The sequence below is a fragment of the Daejeonella sp. JGW-45 genome, assembly GCF_029360805.1.
Lineage (GTDB): Bacteria > Bacteroidota > Bacteroidia > Sphingobacteriales > Sphingobacteriaceae > Daejeonella.
On record NZ_JARKNC010000008.1, the window covers coordinates 416,798 to 434,258 of the forward strand.

Sequence of the window (17,461 nt, forward strand, 5' to 3'; positions counted from 1 at the left end):
GCCTCGTTACCGAGGGCTGAAAAGTTTTTCTTTTAATATTGGTTAAATCGTCTCGGACCACTACTTGTCGGTTTTGCTTCCTCGCGATCCTCCATACGACGGATCAGCGCCGCGGTCATCTTATCCATGAATATGGTCCGATTGTTCTTCCGGTTGCACATATCAGTATACTTATGGTAGTAGTTACCGAGATCAACCTGAAAAGCCTTCTCAAACCAAATTACAAAGTTCTTCACGTCGGCATTGCCGTTGTTAAGCACACCGGTGGCAATTAATGAGTAAATGAGTTCTACGGCATCCGTTTTACTGGATGTCCACCGGAAGGGAATATCGACCGGACTTTCACTGCTCACAACACTGCCATTTAGCTTCGCCAACTCGTGACTTAGATAATCCTGGTACCGCTCATTGGCAATAACTTTTGAAAGCTTGTAGTCGTGGCTAGTATTATAGGTGCCGTCCCGTTCGCAATCATCCAGTTCACCGCAGATACGAAAGGGGCCGCGTGTGAAGTATAGTTCGTCCAGGTGGGTGGCATCTGAACGATAATACTGGTAGAATGCATTGTTATGGTCGAAAAAGCGTTTGAGCCCCGACAGTTCGGCAGCAATATACTCCCGCTGCGCGTCATCACTGCCGATAGGCCGCTGAAGCATAAAATTATATACGCTGATGAAATAGATGTACTTGCTGTAAAATTTCGGTTTGATGGTTTTGAAGAAGAAAGCCTCTTCTTCGATGTCGGTAAAGCCGGATTCAATGACGTGTTGCCTAAGATTTCTCAGAGTTTCCTGAACTACCGCTAGGATCTCCGCAAACTTCTTCGTGCTGTTTTCATGTTTTAAGCCTATGATCTCTATGTCCTGTTCCAGACCCGCATAAAGCTTATCGGTAAATTCGATTAACATATACAGAAGTTAAGAAATCCTGCCTTGCCTGTTAACTGGCCACAACTACATCACTTCAGGCAGGAACAAGTAGATAATCTCCCATAGGCGGTAACTTATTACAGAGGCAAAGTTCGGGAGAATATAGGCGCATGTAAATACGCAAAATCAACTAAATCGCTCGAAATGAGGTACGTAAAAAGACGTATTTTGCCTTAAAACAGATGAAAAAGGGGTACGAATCTTATGAATTTAGTTGATCGAGCTTATGTAAGAGCTCAACCTTATTGGACGACTTGGTCTTCTCGAAGGCATTCTGAACGTGCGTGGAAACCGTCCTTTCGGATATAAATAATTTGTTGGCAATTTCTTTGTACTTCAATCCTTGACGGATAAATTGGATAATTTCTACCTCGCGGTTTGTTAGCTGGTATAGCTGGACGTTTTTATCGAACACATAAGGTTGCGTCACTGACGAACTCAGTTCGAGGAACTGTTCATACTCTTCCCTCGCCTTCTTTATGGACCGGGTAATGAATATTACCGTAATGATCACAAATCCACCATTAGTCATAATGACCTCCGCGAGCTGTCCTACGCGAAAATAAGCGAATATGGTTAGTGTTGCCCAGGGAAGTAGTGCACAATAAACGGCGGTCATTTCAAGAAAGTTTATTTTGCCGCGATCTTCAGTATACTTCAACTTTATCGCCCTTAATATGGCCCATAATAGTATAAACGAATAGAAAAATGGAATTATAATGCCATACTTGATGGCCCAGTCCAAATTACCATTGATAGAATAGGCAATGACGAAGAATATAATATAGGGGGCGATTAAGAAGAGTGGCACGCCGTATAAGGCGTGGAAGCGCAGTCTTTTAAGGTTAAATCCTTTGTAAAAGTAATATGGAAAGTACGCAGCGGCAAAAAATCCACTTCCATAGGCAATGATGTTCTGAGTAATAATCGGAATATTAAGTTTTGGATCAGGGAAAAGTCCACCGGTTATATTATAAATGATAAGAAGAAAAAGTAGAATCAAGTACCATTTTCTGCTCTCATCCTGAGGTCTGGACAGATAATAAATCAGCTGGTAAAAGAACATTATGATTTCGAGCAAAGCGAAAACAAATGTCACAATGTGCATTTCTGTACCGAATACCAGCATGTTTATACAAGATAGGTTTAATTTATTTTGTGGCTACTTCTCGTTTAAGAAAGAACAACTTATACCCTAGATCAAGTTCATTGTATATATCAAACCCAAATTTCTTATACCAGGGTAAATTTTTGAGAGTTGAGGTTTCAAGGAAAATTTGTCTTTTTTTACGACTGCTATCTTCGATTATTTCATTAAGTAGCTTGGTGCCAGCTCCTGTATTTTGATATTTCGGATCTACACCAATGAACCACAGGTAATACATTAACTCTTTTGGCTGAAGGTTTTTTATTTTTTCTTCCCTTGATAAGGCTTTCTGGATGTTACTTATTCCAACAGATGAGAGTATCAATTTCACATCCAATAAAATCGATTTAAAGCTTGTCCTTTTTTGATCCGGGAATAACACCAGTGCACAGGCCTTTTTATCGTCTGACAAAAAAACTTCACCAAAAGCATAGCACACTTCAAACGAATAATCCATTAAAGCCTTGATTCTTTTAGATCTATTTTGATCCTGTTGTACGATATAATTGACGCTCTGGTTATCATCAAAAGATTGGGCGAGAATATCCACCACTAGAGCTTTATCACTATAGGTTGCTTTCATCATAGCATAGGTTAGATTCTTCATAAAACGTTATTTTACAGCAATTTGTTTCATTAATAGGAGTCAAATATCAGATGCGCTCGTGGATAATAAAAACTTTGTACCTTTGTGCCGCATGAAGTATATCACCTTTATATTAGCCCTTATAGTCGTTGCTGCGAGCATTGCTCCATGCCTGGACGTAGAAGCAGCTTCATTGAGTGATATTAAAACAGAACTTATAAGTTCTGATACAAATCAGCACCAGGCTGTCGGCGACATATGCAGTCCTTTCTGTACGTGTTCTTGCTGTGTGACCTCTGCTGATGTATTTAGTTGTGTATATAAATTACATACTATTGCAAAAATTCCCATGGATATGCCTGTGTTTAATCAAAACATGATGAAAAATTCAGGTATTTCCTTCTGGCAACCTCCCAAAGTTTAAGTAAAACACTATTCAGGTTATCTCCTGAAGCATAAGCATCCTCGTTTTACTTAAAATCATTTTTCATGTTAGACAGAATTATACGGTTTAGTATCCGTAATAAACTTGTCATTGGCGTGTTTACCCTTGCCCTAATTGTTTGGGGAATTTGGAGTGCTACACAATTGCCGGTCGACGCCTTACCTGATATTACCAATAATCAGGTACAAATCCTTACAAAGGCACCCACTTTAGCTGCTCAGGAAGTGGAACAATTTATTACCTACCCAGTTGAAAAGTCAATGGGTAATCTACCAAATCTCACTGAGATGCGTTCATTCTCACGCTTCGGGATAAGCGTAATTACGCTGGTGTTTGACGAGCCCACAAATATCTATTTCGCACGTCAGCTCATAGCCGAGAAACTAAATGAAGTTCAGGAGAGCATACCCGCTAATTTAGGAAAACCGGAAATGGCACCAGTAACTACTGGCTTAGGTGAAATCTACCAATATATGATTCATCCTAAAAAAGGCAGTGAAGATAAGTATACAGCTATGGATCTTCGGACCCTTCAGGATTGGATCGTCTCGCGTCAATTATATGGTATTCCTGGAGTCGCTGAAATAACAGGCTTTGGGGGTATAACCAAACAATATGAGGTTGCCATTGATCCTGCCCGATTAAAGGCGTTCAATATTTCCGTTCCTGACATTTTCAACGCTCTTGAAAAAAATAATCAAAACACAGGAGGAGCCTATATCGATAAAAAACCGAATGCCTATTTTATTAGAGGTGTCGGACTGATGACTTCTATGGCAGACATCGAAAATACGGTAGTTAAACGATCTGTAAACGGCATCCCGGTGCTGATTAAAAATGTGGCTTCTGTACAGTTGGGATCGCCACCGCGATACGGCGCTCTTACTTATAATGGAGAAAAGGAAGTCGTAGGTGGTATCGTATTGATGACAAAGGGAGCTAACAGCGCCGAAGTTGCCGGAAGAGTAAAGGATCGGATGATCACGATTCAGAAATCACTTCCTGCTGATATAATTGTGGAGCCGTTCCTTGACAGGACGAACTTAATAGACAGGGCAATCTCAACTGTAGAAAGAAATCTAATTGAGGGAGCGTTGATTGTGATTTTTGTTCTGGTACTTTTCCTTGGTAACTGGAGAGCAGGGTTTGTTGTTGCCTCTGCCATACCTCTTTCCCTACTTTTTGCGCTTGCCATGATGAATCTTTTTGGCATTTCAGCCAACCTGATGTCATTAGGGGCTATCGACTTTGGATTAATCGTCGATGGAGCAGTTATTATAGTGGAAGCAACGATGCTCCATCTGGCCCTTAAGAAAAGTAGCGGCAGGTTTACTCAGCAGGAAATGGACGAAGAGGTTTATCAATCCGCATCAAAAATCCGAAATAGTGCAGCTTTTGGAGAGATAATTATCCTCATTGTCTATATACCTATCCTCACGCTTACAGGAGTCGAAGGAAAAATGTTCAGGCCTATGGCTCAGACTGTAGGATTTGCGATTCTTGGGGCATTGATCTTGTCCCTGACTTATATTCCAATGATGTCGGCATTATTTCTATCAAAAAACGCGACCCATAAAAGGAATATATCTGAGCGGATGATGGATTTTTTCCATTCTAAATACGAGCCTGTTTTGAAAGCGGCTATTCGACTCAAGTATGTAGTTATTGGGGCGGCTTTAGCCTTGATGTTAATTACTATTGTGATATTCAGCCGAATGGGCGGCGAGTTTATTCCGCAGTTGGAAGAGGGTGATTATGCGATAGAATTTGTTCTTCCTCAGGGAACTTCGCTTTCTCAAACCACCGAAACGGTTTTGAAAGCTGAAAAAATGCTCCTTAAATATCCGGAAGTTAAAATGGTCGTGGGTAAAACAGGGAGCGCTGATGTGGCGACCGATCCAATGCCTCCCGAAGCGACCGATCTGATGGTGATTTTGAACGATAAAAAGGAATGGACCACCACAGATGATTTCTATGAGCTGGCTGAAATGATGGGTGAAACGCTTGCAGATATTCCTGGTGTCATTGCAGAACCAAGTCAGCCAATACAGATGCGTTTTAATGAACTGATGACAGGTATTCGCCAGGATGTCGCAGTGAAAATTTTCGGAGAGAATTTAGATACGTTAAATTCCCTGGCTACCGAGGTAGCCAATGCAATAAGACCAATTGAAGGGATTACGCAACCCCAGGTTGAACGGGCAAGTGGTTTGCCTCAAATTACTATCCGCTATGACCGTGCCCGAATGGCTGGTTATGGTATGAATATCGAAGATGTCAATCAAATCATCAGTACTGCCTTTGCGGGTGGTGTGGCCGGAGCAATTTACGAGAATGAAAGGCGATTTGACCTGGTAGTAAGGCTGGACAGCACATACCGTAACTCTATTGAAAACGTTAGCGACCTATTTATTCCTACTCCCGATGGAAATCAGGTTCCGTTATCGCAAGTAGCAACAGTTGCTTATGAAACCGGGCCTGCACAAATTAGCCGTGAAGATGGTCGAAGAACTATGGCTGTAAGCTTTAATGTGAATGACCGCGACGTCGAAAGTGTAGTGGAGGATGTCCAGTCCACATTGGATGCCAAAGTGAAACTACCTCCCGGATATTACTTCACTTATGGAGGTACATTCGAAAATCTGCAGAAAGCTTCCAAACGCTTAATGATTGCTGTACCCGGCGCTCTTCTGTTAATTTTCATCCTGCTCTATTTTACATTCAAATCTTTTAAGCAGGCTGCCCTAGTATTTACAGCTATCCCAATGTCCGCTATTGGAGGAGTTTTTGCGTTACTAATTCGGGGAATGCCTTTTAGTATTTCTGCCGGAGTTGGATTTATTGCGCTCTTTGGAGTAGCAGTACTTAATGGTATTGTGTTGATAGGTACTTTTAATCAACTTGCTAAAGAAGGGATAACTAATATTAGAGACCGGATATTTCTTGGAACTAAAGAACGGTTAAGACCTGTATTAATGACAGCTACTGTAGCCTCCCTGGGTTTCTTACCCATGGCCTTATCCTCAAGTGCCGGAGCCGAAGTCCAAAAGCCACTTGCAACCGTGGTGATCGGTGGATTGATTACTGCTACAATTCTAACATTGATTTTATTACCTCTTTTATATATGATATTTAACAAGCCGCGTTCCAATCGTAAAAAAGTATTGCCAAAAGCATTCGTAGTGATGGCGCTTATGTTAGGAAGTCAGATCGCTGAAGCTCAAAGTCAGAACCCTTCTACTCCTATCTCCCTTGATGCAGCCTATAGTATGGCAATACAAAATAACCTCCAGCTTAAGGGCTCGGGAATTCAACTTGAACAAAGCCGCACTATGGCTAAAACAGGATTTGATATTCCCCGGACAGGACTGTTTGTTGAAAATGAGGACCTATCGCCGCTTGACTCAAAGGGAGTTTTAAAGATTGGGCTGAGTCAGAGCATTGATTGGCCTGGATTATATTCTGCCAGGAAAGACCTTCTAAAACAGCAGGTGACTTCGGTAGAACTAGCCGGGCAGATAAAAGCAGCCGAGATTAAAAGAGATCTTGAAAAGATCTATTACAACTTGTGGTACTTACAGAATAAGCAGCAACTCTGGAGGAGATTAGACAGTCTTTATTCTTCTTTTGCTGATGCCGCTGTTCTCAGAGTGCGGACTGGAGAAAGTGCAGGTCTTGACAGCATTTCAGCACAGGCCAAATCAAAGGAAACGAAACTCCAGTTGAAAATACTTGACAGAGATATCCAAACCGGACAGGAACAATTAAAAAGGCTTCTAAACACTGATAAGGCATATCTTCCTGAATCGACTGTATTACCGAAGATCAACATCATTAGTAATACCACCGATTTTACCGAGCATCCTGAAATCAAATGGCAGCAAAATAACGTGGCTCTTGCAGATGCTGAAATACAGCTAAGCAAGCAGAAAGGAATGCCATCTTTTGAAGGGCGATTCTTTTCACAGCGTCTTTATGGGGTTAGCCCAGGGTTCTCCGGCTTTTCGGTTAGCATGGGTATTCCAGTTTTTGGCAGAAGCATTTATAAGAATACCATTAAGGCGGCTGAATTAGAAAAAGATTATCAGCAATCAGTAACAGACTATAGTATTTTATCAATTAACTCAGCATACCTGCAAGCAATGCAACAATTGGAGAAAAACAATGAGCTGATAAACTATTATCAACAGACCGGTCTGACTCAAGCTGAAGCTATCATTAAGGCCGCCAACCTGTCTTATCGATCCGGAGAAATCAGTTTTTCTGAACTTTCACAATTCCTGACCCAGGCGATCGATATCCAAAGAAACTACCTGGACGTGCTGAATGACTATAACCAATCAGCCATACAACTGAACTATTTTATAAAACGAAATTAAACGAAACGATGAAACCATACGTGATATTTTTAAGTCTTGCCTTATTCGCAGCTTCCTGCGGCAGCCCCGCAGTAGTTACGGAAGAAGGAGAAGAGCATGAGGAGAGCGAAAGCTCCATAGTGTCCATTACCCAGCCACAAATAGAAACTGCTGATATAATCATCGGCAGTGTAGAAATGAAGAATCTAAAAACTTCTATTAAAGCCAATGGAACGCTGACAGTTCCTAATCAAAATAAGGCTTTGGTAACTTCTGTAAGTAATGGAGTAATTAAGACACTCCTAGTTCAACCCGGCACCTATGTAAATCAGGGCCAGACTATAGCAACCATCATTAATCCCGATGCCGCTCTAATACAGCAACAGCTCCAGGCCACTAATGCACAAATAAAGCTTTCTGAATTGGAGTATGCCCGTCAGAAGGAACTGGTGAGCGGCAATGCCGCGCCATTGAAGAATGTTCAGCGGGTTGAAGCGGAGCTGGCCACACTACGGTCAACTAAAAACTCACTTCAAAAACAACTCGCCGCACTAGGGATTTCAGCAACGCAGGTTAACAGGGGTAATATCGTCACTACTATTGCAGTACGAGCACCAATAAGCGGAACCATCAGTGAAGTTTCTGCCCAAATCGGATCGAATGTGGACGCTTCTACTCCAATTGCTCAAATCGTAAACAACTCAAGATTACACCTTGATCTGTTTGTTTATGAAAAGGATCTGCCAAGACTCAGTGCAAACCAGACAATACATTTTACACTAACTAATAATCCAGGTAAAGAGTACGATGCTGATATCTACTCTATAGGTACAGCTTTTGCTAATGAGACGAAAACAATTCCGGTACATGCGGTTGTAAAAGGGGATAAAACAGGTTTGATAGAAGGGATGAATATTACTGCTGTGATCAGCGTGGGTGCAGCGGTGGTGAGTGCGGTACCGTCATCTGCTATTGTAAGCTCTGGAGGACAGGACTTTATTTTTATAGTAACCGATCAAAAGCCTGAAGAGCATGCAGATGGTGAGGAAAAGAAAAGTGACAAGCCTGACGCTGGTGAGCCAGAATTGTATTTCGAAAGAGTACCGGTTCAAAAAGGCGTGTCTGATATTGGATATACTGAGATCATTCCTGTTAAAGAATTACCTAAGAATGCTAAAATAGTAACTAAGGGAGCCTTTTTTATCTTGGCCAAAATGACAAATACGGGGCACCACTAGTGGCAGCTAATTTGCCCTTGTTAATAATGAACTATGTGAAAATCATTCCAACCCCATATTTTAAACACTTATATATTATTCATGAAAACAACTAAAAGACACACGGAATGCTGTAGCACTGATGACGAGAAAAAGATAGACGATTCTAAGGATGAATTAGTCGAACACTCAGACGGGGATGGTCACGAGCACGGCGTTGAGAAAACTGGTTGGAGATCTCACTGGGATCTATTACTTTCTCTGGTAATACTTATTTTCATGTTAACCCTGGAATATGGGTTTGATATTGTATTCAACAACGCGATCAATTTAATCGTCTACGGTCTGGCTTATTTACTTGCCGGCTGGAAGGTCCTGGACCTTGCTTTCAGAAAGCTGAAACGCTTTGATATTTTCAACGAGTTCTTTCTGATGAGCGTGGCAACAATAGGTGCCTTTCTGATTGGTGAGTATAGCGAGGGTGTTGCAGTTATGGTATTTTATGCCATTGGCGAATGGTTCCAGGACTCGGCTGTTAACCGTGCGAAGCGGAGTATAAAAGCATTGCTGGATGTTCGGCCGGATGAGGTAACTGTTATAAGGGACGGCGTTGAACAGCGTGTTGATCCAGCAACCGTAGCGTTGAACGAAACGATTCAAATAAAGCCAGGCGAAAAAGTAGCCCTGGATGGACAGTTGATTTCAGAAAATGCATCTTTTAATACTGCAGCCCTCACGGGCGAGAGCAAGCCCGATACAAAATATGCTAAAGAGCCGATACTTGCGGGAATGATCAATCTTAATACCGTCGCGGAAGTTAAAGTTACGGCATTGTTCAGAGACAGCAAACTAAGTAAGATCCTTGAAATGGTTCAGGATGCTACGGCCCGAAAGTCGCAGACCCAATTATTTATCTCAAAATTTGCAAAAGTTTACACTCCCATAGTGTTTTTCCTGGCCGTGCTGGTGTGCTTTCTGCCTTATTTTTTTGTGGACGATTATGATTTTAACACCTGGTTCTATAGGTCACTTGTCTTTCTTGTGATCAGCTGTCCATGTGCACTGGTGGTATCAATCCCTCTGGGATATTTTGGAGGAATCGGACTCGCTTCCAGGAACGGTATTTTATTTAAAGGAGGAAATTTTCTCGACGTAATGACTAAAATTAACGCCGTGGTGATGGATAAGACGGGCACCTTAACCAAAGGTGTTTTTAAAGTTCAGGAAGTTGTTTCTAAAGATATAGCGGAAAAGGAACTGGTAAGGTTCGCGGCTATTCTTGAGAAAAATTCAACCCATCCGGTAGCTAAGGCAGTGGTGGACTATGCCGGGGAAACAGGCAGCACAAAAGCCGAAAAGGTAGAAGAGATAGCTGGCCATGGTTTAAAAGGAATGATTGATGGGAAAGATATTCTTGCCGGTAACCTTAAGCTTTTAAGGAAATTTTCAATCAGCTTCCCGGCCGAAGTGGAGAAGGTTGTGGACACAATTGTTGTCATTGCAATAGACAAAGCTTACGCTGGGTATATTACCATAGCAGACGAAATTAAAGAAGATGCAGCCCAGGCAATAAAGGACATGCATAATCTCAACATTAAAACGGTTATGTTATCCGGGGATAAACAAAGCGTGGTCGACCAGGTTGCAAAAAAGCTGGGTATTGACGAGGCTTTTGGGGATTTGCTTCCGGAAGGAAAAGTAGAAAGGGTTCAGACCTTAAAAGATGGAGGCTTTCGCCTGGCATTTGTAGGAGATGGGGTAAATGATGCTCCCGTAGTTGCTTTAGCTGATGCAGGTATTGCTATGGGTGGCTTGGGGAGTGACGCTACAATTGAAACTGCTGATGTGGTGATACAAAATGACCACCCTTCAAAAATTGTTTCAGCAATCCTCATCGGAAAAATAACCAGAAACGTAGTATGGCAGAATATTATTCTGGCTATGGTAGTTAAGGTTATTGTATTAGGGCTAGGCGCAGGTGGTGTCGCGACGCTATGGGAGGCAGTGATCGCGGATGTAGGAGTGGCCCTGCTTGCTATAGTAAATGCTGTCCGAATTCAAAAAATGCAACTATAGTGCGGTATGGCAAAATTGGCAAAATTTAAAGGCAAGTCAGTAAAAAACAGATTTGTAAAAAGCTAAAAAGCGCGCTTTGGATGAAAACGATTAGAATAGTATTCTTAATATTATTATGCGGGTTAGTTTTGTTAGCGATTATCGCAAAATTCGATCACACTCTGATCCATTGGCGAACTGATTAACAAGCCCTAACTCATTCTAAAAAATGAATCACTCCTCTATAACTAATATACTGTTCACAAATTTGCTGCTCACCACGATCTCCTTTTCATTCTTTAATTGCAACGTATAACTATTGTCGTACTCTTCGATTGATTTGACTCTGATAGGATCACCGAGGGCAAATTCAATCTTGTTCAAGTAAGAAAGAAAAGATGATGAATGATCTATTACCCCAAAAAACTTTGCCTGTTTACCTACAGGTAAGTTCGATAAAGGCCTTGCTTTAGATTTCGCGAACTCACCGTTTACGTTGGGTATCGGATCTCCATGCGGATCGGCATTTGGATGGCCTAAATACTTGTCAAGACGATTTACCAGATCTTCGCTTTGTATATGTTCCATTTGTTCAGCCATATCATGTACCTCATCCCATCCAAAGCCAAGATTATTGACAAGAAAAACCTTCCATATCCGATGGCTTCGGATAATGCTGATAGCTATCTTCTTACCCTTACCGGTAAGTTTAAAGCCTTTTGATTTTTCGTAGGTAATCAGTTTTTTTTGGGTCATCTTTTTAAGCATATCCGTCACGGTTTCTGAATGGATGGATAATGCCTTCGCCAGATCTGAATTTATTACAGTATCCCCTAAGCGCCTTTATTAACCGGAAAAGTAGCCCTACGAAACACCAAGATTGGTGAATTAGGCTTATCCTATATGGGGGGCATTTATAATAAATTTCAGGATGACGGACTCGTTCTTGATGAAAAAAGGCGCTTGAATGTGTTCGCAATAGATTTCAATACCGTTATACCCAAGTTAAACACGTTTATAAATGTCGATGTTCCGGCCACGTACACCGAGCAGTTTGGAAGTAAGCAGCAGGGCGGCTTTATTGATATCGTGCAGCCTTTAATAAAGAAACCCTTGTTCGGCTTTGAACGTGCCGTTTTGAACGCGGCTATCAGAATGGAATACGTCGACTGGAACAAAGGAAATTTTAGCTCCACGGGGGGCAACATTTAAGATCATATTTATTCAATAGTTCCGGTGGTGAGCTTCAGGCCGACCCCTCAAACTGTTATCAGGTTAAATTACCGCTATAATTGGCAAACAGATCTGTTGGGGAATCCAGCGTCTAAGTTAGCAGGAACCCAGTTCGGAATTTCAACTTATTTTCTGAATTAAAAAAAACAAGAACAAAAACAGTTGCTATCTGTATTCCTTTATATGCATAGTTAGGTATGAAAAAAAGCGCAGCAATATTTATGGCAGCATTTTACCTGTTATTAATAACAGGTGGGTATGCGTGCATTATAAGCTGCGGTTCCAACGATTTAATGGAGTTTGTGACATCAAATGATTCTTCTAATGACCATAGCCATAATGGTAAAGAGAAGCACAGCGAAGCTAAAAGTGAAAAACATTGTGATGGCGATGAAGATTGCTCATGCTGTAAGAAACATGGAAACTATTCTGTAAAAGAAAACATTAAGCCTGATACTAATTTCCAGATTCTTGAATTACCTGCCATAGCCATTAATTATAGATTTGGGACTTTTTCTACTATCTATTCTTTCCAACCAACTGCAAATGAATGGCCTAAAAATCATGCACCTCCACCACCTGGTACTTCAGCACCCATTTTTATAAAACTACATTCTCTCCTGATCTGATTCCTTTAGAGCTAACCTTAAGGTTATACCATTAATTTCTATGGTTTTGCCTTGCATTTTCTATTTATGGTTAGCCTCCCCTTTTCCTTTTCAGAATTACCGTAAGGGACAGCTTTTTCATTAAGCTTTTCCGAATATTTAAACCCATTTAATAACTATTAATCAATACAACTATGAAAATTAGCACCTTCTGTATAGGAACACTTGCGCTTGCATTAAGCTTTTCAGCATGTCAGAATAATGCTTCAAAATCAGACAATTCGTCTATGGACATGTCAGATAGCAGCCACATGAATATGGACAGAACAGCTACCAGTTCAGGAATTATGGGAGCTATGGATAAAATGATGAAAGACATGCATCAAATGGAAATGACAGGAAATGCAGACTACGATCTTATATCTATGCTTAAATCTCATCACCAGGGAGCTATAGACATGGCTAAAATTGAATTAGAATCAGGCACTGAACCCAAGCTCAAGCAAATAGCTCAAAATATAGTAGATAAACAGTCCAAAGAGATTCAGATGCTTGACGACATGCTAAAAAGTGCTGATAAATCGAAAAAGGACTACGAACCATCTGACAAGAACAGTGGATTAGGGAAGGACATGGACGCCAATATGATGAAAATGATGGAGATGGATCATGGTACGCCAGGTTCTCTAGACCATGAGTTCGCCAGTATGATGATTAAGCATCACAAGGATGGAATTGATATGGATAACATTATCGTCAAGCATTCAAAAATGGCCGAATTCAAATCCATGGCGCAAAAAATGATTGATGATCAAACAAAAGAAATTGCCGAATTGGAAACAGCAATGAGCCAACACTGAGTGATTTAATTCCACTATTTAAAGCTTCGACCATGTTTAGTGACTTTCCCAACTTACATCCCCTGGTAGTTCATTTCCCTATTGTGTTAATACTTTTAAGTGTTGTACTACAGGGTATACTGCTGTTTAAAGACTATTACCAAATAAAATGGGTAACACTTGCAGTCATGGGAGGAGCTTTTTTAGGTTCCGTTTTCGCAAGCTACGTATTCCATGCTCATATAGGAGAGCTAAACCCCAATGCTACTAGAATCTTTGAGCGGCATGAGCAATTTGCTTTTTATACCGTGTGGATGTCTGGATTAACCTTTCTACTACAAGGAATAGGACTGTTCTATAAATTAAATCAGCGATCATTTGGAGCTTTAGTATTTGTAGCTGCTTTAGCCTCCGCGATTTTGGTTTCCGTAACAGGACATCAGGGTGCTCAATTAGTTTATGTAGAAGGAGTTGGGCCGCAAGGCAAGAATCTAATGAAATTGCATTCCCATTCTGAAGGTATGGAAGATAGTCATGAAGGTATGGATATGAATTCTGGTGATACTACAAAAGGGATGAAAAATATGGATCATCATGGCAATATGAAGATGGATTCTGGAAATACCATGCCCGGCATGGATCATTCTAAAATGGATATGCCTGCTGGCAATAATAGTATGAAAGGCATGGATCACTCTAAAATGAACATGCCAAATAATAGAATCACTAACGAAGGAATGGAAGGGATGGATCATTCCAAAATGAATATGCCAAACAATAAAACCCCTAATAAAGGGATGGAAGGAATGGATCATTCTAAAATGGACATGCCATCCAATAAGACAGATATGTCTGGAATGGACCATTCTAAAATAAATATGCCTAACAGCACCACTAATAAAGGGATGGAAAGTATGGATCATTCTAAAATGGATATGGGTAGCGGTATGAAAGGTATGGGGCAGATGAAATATGACTACCTGATTGATCCAACGAAACCTTATGATAATAATCCTGCCAGGGAGCAAACTAAGCCGAAGCAATAGATACTGGAAATATTAATAAGCTATAAATGAAAAAGATTCCTATTTACATATTGTTGCTTTTACCCTTCGGGATAAATACTCTTTTTGCCCAGGGTAAAGTAGCAAATCCTGCTTCACCGTATAAAGGTAAGAGGGTTGTATATGATTTAACTGTTGCGGATACCATGGTAAATTTTACTGGCAAGCACCGGATGGCTATTGCTGTAAATGGTTCTATACCCGCACCAACGCTAAACTTTACTCAGGGTGATACAGCTGTGATTAGGGTTCATAATAAAATGAAACATGAGACTTCTGTCCATTGGCATGGAATCCTTTTGCCTAATCGTGAAGATGGAGTTCCTTATTTAACTACCGCTCCTATTAAACCCGGAACCACTTACACTTTTACTTTCCCCCTTATCCAAAGCGGAACTTATTGGTATCACTCACATACGATGCTTCAGGAGCAATCAGGACTGTATGGGTCAATTGTTATTAAACGCCCTGATGAACCTCCTATGAAGGATTATGTGCTGTTATTATCTGACTGGACGGATGAAAACCCGCATCAGGTACTTAGATACCTTAAGCGGGGTGCCGAATGGTATACCATTCGCAAAGGCGCCTTGCAGAGTTACGGTGAAGCAATTGCGGCTGGCTACTTTAAAGATAAAGTAAAGCAGGAATGGCAGCGGATGACGCCTATGGATGTTGCCGATGTCTACTACGATAAATTCCTGATAAATGGAAAAGAGAAGACTTACATTAAAGATGTAAAGCCAGGAGAAATCATAAAACTTCGAATAATCAATGGATCTTCATCTACTTACTTCACCACTCAATTTGCCGGAGGTCCCATGCAGGTAGCTTCTGCTGATGGTATAAATGTAAAGCCCTTAATGGTAGATAAAATCGAGTTGGGTACAGCTGAAACTTATGATGTTATTATAAAAATTCCGGAGAGTGGTGCATATGAATTTCGTGCTACATCCTGGGATATAACTGGCCACGGTTCGGTTTTTATTGGTAATGGCATTGAAGTAAAAGCACCCGATTTACCCAGGCTGAATTATTTCGCTATGATGCGGGAAATGAATCAAATGATGAGCAACATGGATATGAGCGGGGGAGGCATGGATATGGGTAATATGCATGGTATGCCAAGCATGAATATGGGCGGTAAAGCCGATTCTACAAAAAAGACATCACCCATGAATCATGAGGGGATGAACATGGAAAATCAAAATAATAACGACCCTAAGCCACAAGCAATGAATCATGGCGATATGAAGATGGATTCGGAAGGTAATATGCCTGGCATGTTCATGCCGCCAATGAATGGAACTGATGTGGTTCTAAACTATAATATGCTGAGCAGCATCAATCCATCAGTCCTAGATTCTACTAAGCAATTCAGGGAAGTAAAGCTCACCCTTACTGGGAATATGCTTCGTTATATCTGGTCTTTCGACAATAAAACTCTTTCACAGTCAGATAACATCCTTATACGGAAAGGAGAAAACGTACGCTTTGTATTAACCAATACTACCATGATGCGCCATCCAATGCACCTACATGGTCACTTTTTCAGGTTTGTAAATGCTAATGGAGCTTATTCACCCATGAAGCATACGTTTGATATAAAACCTATGGAGACAGTAACCATAGAATTTTATGCAAATGAAGAGAAAGATTGGTTTTTCCATTGCCACAACTTGTATCATATGATGAGTGGTATGGCCAGAATAGTCAGTTACGAGGGGAGTGAGAAAAATGAATTTGCCCGGAATGGGAATAAAGAACTGAAAAGAGAAGACACCAAACTATATTCCTGGCTTGACCTTTCCGCACATTCACAAGCCGCATTTGCTAACTATACGCTTTCAGGCAATAGAAGTGCTTTGGAGATAGAAGCCCGAGCGACCTACAAAGGTGATTTCGAAATTGAAAACCATTTTTTGAGATATATAGGAGAACAACAATACTTCGCTCCTTTTATAGGATATGACTTTAGGAGGAATAAAAATCTGGGAGGCTTTTCAAATCCTAATTCAAAAGATGATCGAAGTGTTTTTGATGCTGGCTTTTATTACCTGCTTCCGATGTTGGTCAGGTCTGAATGGCGTGTTGACCACACAGGAAAACTCAGACTCCAATTGGAACGGGAAGATCTTCCGCTTAGCAATAATTTTTTTGCAGACTTAAGAGTAAATACCGATAAAGAATACGCAATAGGGTTTCGATATATGTTCAGCCGCTATCTGTCCCTGAGCACGAATTATGACAGTGATTATAAATGGGGTGCAGGACTGACCTTAGTTTATTAACGCTAAAACTCGAATACATTAATTAACAACTTAAAAGTCGAATCTATGAAAACTACAATTAAAACACTTGCAATGGCAGGATTACTCCTGTTTACCCAGGCCTGCAGCAAAGACAACGATGACCTGATCAAAATTCAGAAGCATGACCAGAATTTGATGATGGGGATTATGCACGCCATGATGGCAAAAATGATGGTTATGCCAATGAGCAAAGACCCGGATGATGATTTTGCTATGATGATGAAAATGCATCATCAGGGAGCCATTGACATGTCTAATGCCGAATTGAAAGACGGAGACGATGCTAAAATGAAAGAAATGGCACAAAAAATCATAGCCGCTCAACAAGCTGAAATCGTACAGTTGGATGCTTTTCTAGCTGTTCATAATCCGCATATGATGTCCATGGAATTTAATGAACAAATGATGAAGGAAATGGGAAAAAACGAAAAACAGGCTGACCTGCAAATTATCAATGGTGATATTGACCACGATTTTGCGATGCTAATGATTGGGCATCATCATGCTGCTATCGAAAATTCCCGTTTGGAATTAATATACGGCCATGATGCAAGTATGAAAGCTATGGCACAAAAAATTATTGATGCACAGCAGGCAGAAATAAAAGAGTTACAAGAATGGCTGTTGTCAGACGGTAAATAATCATATCAATTCACCTATAAAACAAT

Annotated in this window: 14 protein-coding genes; 10 read left to right on the forward strand and 4 right to left on the reverse strand. The window is 40.8% G+C overall.

Features of this window, described 5'->3' with window-relative positions:
• Window positions 1-32: 32 nt before the first annotated feature.
• From P2W76_RS11355 to P2W76_RS11365, 3 genes are all read right to left on the reverse strand, one after another.
• Window positions 33-908 (reverse strand): RteC domain-containing protein, encoded by an 876-nt coding sequence (locus tag P2W76_RS11355; protein WP_276347955.1) that lies wholly within the window; start codon window positions 906-908, stop codon window positions 33-35.
• 223 nt (window positions 909-1,131) lie between these two features.
• On the reverse strand, window positions 1,132-2,058 hold the full coding sequence (locus P2W76_RS11360; RefSeq protein ID WP_276347956.1) for a helix-turn-helix transcriptional regulator: 927 nt from the start codon (window positions 2,056-2,058) through the stop codon (window positions 1,132-1,134).
• Window positions 2,059-2,080: 22 nt separating this feature from the next.
• Entirely contained in the window at window positions 2,081-2,683 is a 603-nt protein-coding gene (locus P2W76_RS11365; protein WP_276347957.1) for a GNAT family N-acetyltransferase, read from the reverse strand.
• Between the two features lie 91 nt (window positions 2,684-2,774).
• On the opposite strand from P2W76_RS11365, the gene P2W76_RS11370 reads away from it, so the two are divergent.
• The 4 genes from P2W76_RS11370 to P2W76_RS11385 all read left to right on the forward strand — a co-directional run bounded on the left by P2W76_RS11370 (window position 2,775) and on the right by P2W76_RS11385 (window position 10,758).
• A complete protein-coding gene (locus P2W76_RS11370; RefSeq protein WP_276347958.1) occupies window positions 2,775-3,086 on the forward strand; it encodes a DUF6660 family protein in 312 nt (103 codons plus the stop codon).
• A gap of 65 nt (window positions 3,087-3,151) precedes the next feature.
• On the forward strand, window positions 3,152-7,486 hold the full coding sequence (locus P2W76_RS11375) for a CusA/CzcA family heavy metal efflux RND transporter (RefSeq protein ID WP_276347959.1): 4,335 nt from the start codon (window positions 3,152-3,154) through the stop codon (window positions 7,484-7,486).
• A gap of 8 nt (window positions 7,487-7,494) precedes the next feature.
• Window positions 7,495-8,703: an efflux RND transporter periplasmic adaptor subunit gene (locus tag P2W76_RS11380; protein ID WP_276347960.1), complete on the forward strand. Its 1,209-nt coding sequence runs from the start codon at window positions 7,495-7,497 to the stop codon at window positions 8,701-8,703.
• Window positions 8,704-8,784: 81 nt separating this feature from the next.
• Window positions 8,785-10,758: a heavy metal translocating P-type ATPase gene (locus P2W76_RS11385; RefSeq protein ID WP_276347961.1), complete on the forward strand. Its 1,974-nt coding sequence runs from the start codon at window positions 8,785-8,787 to the stop codon at window positions 10,756-10,758.
• A 213-nt stretch (window positions 10,759-10,971) separates the two neighbouring features.
• On the opposite strand, the gene P2W76_RS11390 is transcribed toward P2W76_RS11385, so the two are convergent.
• Window positions 10,972-11,559 (reverse strand): metal-dependent transcriptional regulator, encoded by a 588-nt coding sequence (locus P2W76_RS11390; RefSeq protein ID WP_276348374.1) that lies wholly within the window; start codon window positions 11,557-11,559, stop codon window positions 10,972-10,974.
• 81 nt (window positions 11,560-11,640) lie between these two features.
• On the opposite strand from P2W76_RS11390, the gene P2W76_RS11395 reads away from it, so the two are divergent.
• From P2W76_RS11395 to P2W76_RS11420, 6 genes are all read left to right on the forward strand, one after another.
• Window positions 11,641-11,949, forward strand: coding sequence for a hypothetical protein (locus tag P2W76_RS11395; protein WP_276347962.1), 309 nt, complete (start codon window positions 11,641-11,643; stop codon window positions 11,947-11,949).
• A 218-nt stretch (window positions 11,950-12,167) separates the two neighbouring features.
• A complete protein-coding gene (locus tag P2W76_RS11400) occupies window positions 12,168-12,599 on the forward strand; it encodes a hypothetical protein (RefSeq protein ID WP_276347963.1) in 432 nt (143 codons plus the stop codon).
• 173 nt (window positions 12,600-12,772) lie between these two features.
• Complete coding sequence (locus P2W76_RS11405) at window positions 12,773-13,438, forward strand: DUF305 domain-containing protein (protein ID WP_276347964.1); 666 nt, start codon at window positions 12,773-12,775, stop codon at window positions 13,436-13,438.
• Window positions 13,439-13,470: 32 nt separating this feature from the next.
• Window positions 13,471-14,463 carry a DUF2231 domain-containing protein gene (locus P2W76_RS11410; protein WP_276347965.1) on the forward strand — a complete coding sequence of 331 codons (993 nt, stop codon included), beginning with the start codon at window positions 13,471-13,473 and terminating at the stop codon, window positions 14,461-14,463.
• Window positions 14,464-14,489: 26 nt separating this feature from the next.
• Window positions 14,490-16,772: a multicopper oxidase domain-containing protein gene (locus P2W76_RS11415; RefSeq protein ID WP_276347966.1), complete on the forward strand. Its 2,283-nt coding sequence runs from the start codon at window positions 14,490-14,492 to the stop codon at window positions 16,770-16,772.
• 45 nt (window positions 16,773-16,817) lie between these two features.
• Window positions 16,818-17,435, forward strand: a complete 618-nt coding sequence (locus tag P2W76_RS11420; RefSeq protein ID WP_276347967.1) for a DUF305 domain-containing protein — start codon at window positions 16,818-16,820, stop codon at window positions 17,433-17,435.
• Window positions 17,436-17,461: the final 26 nt, after the last annotated feature.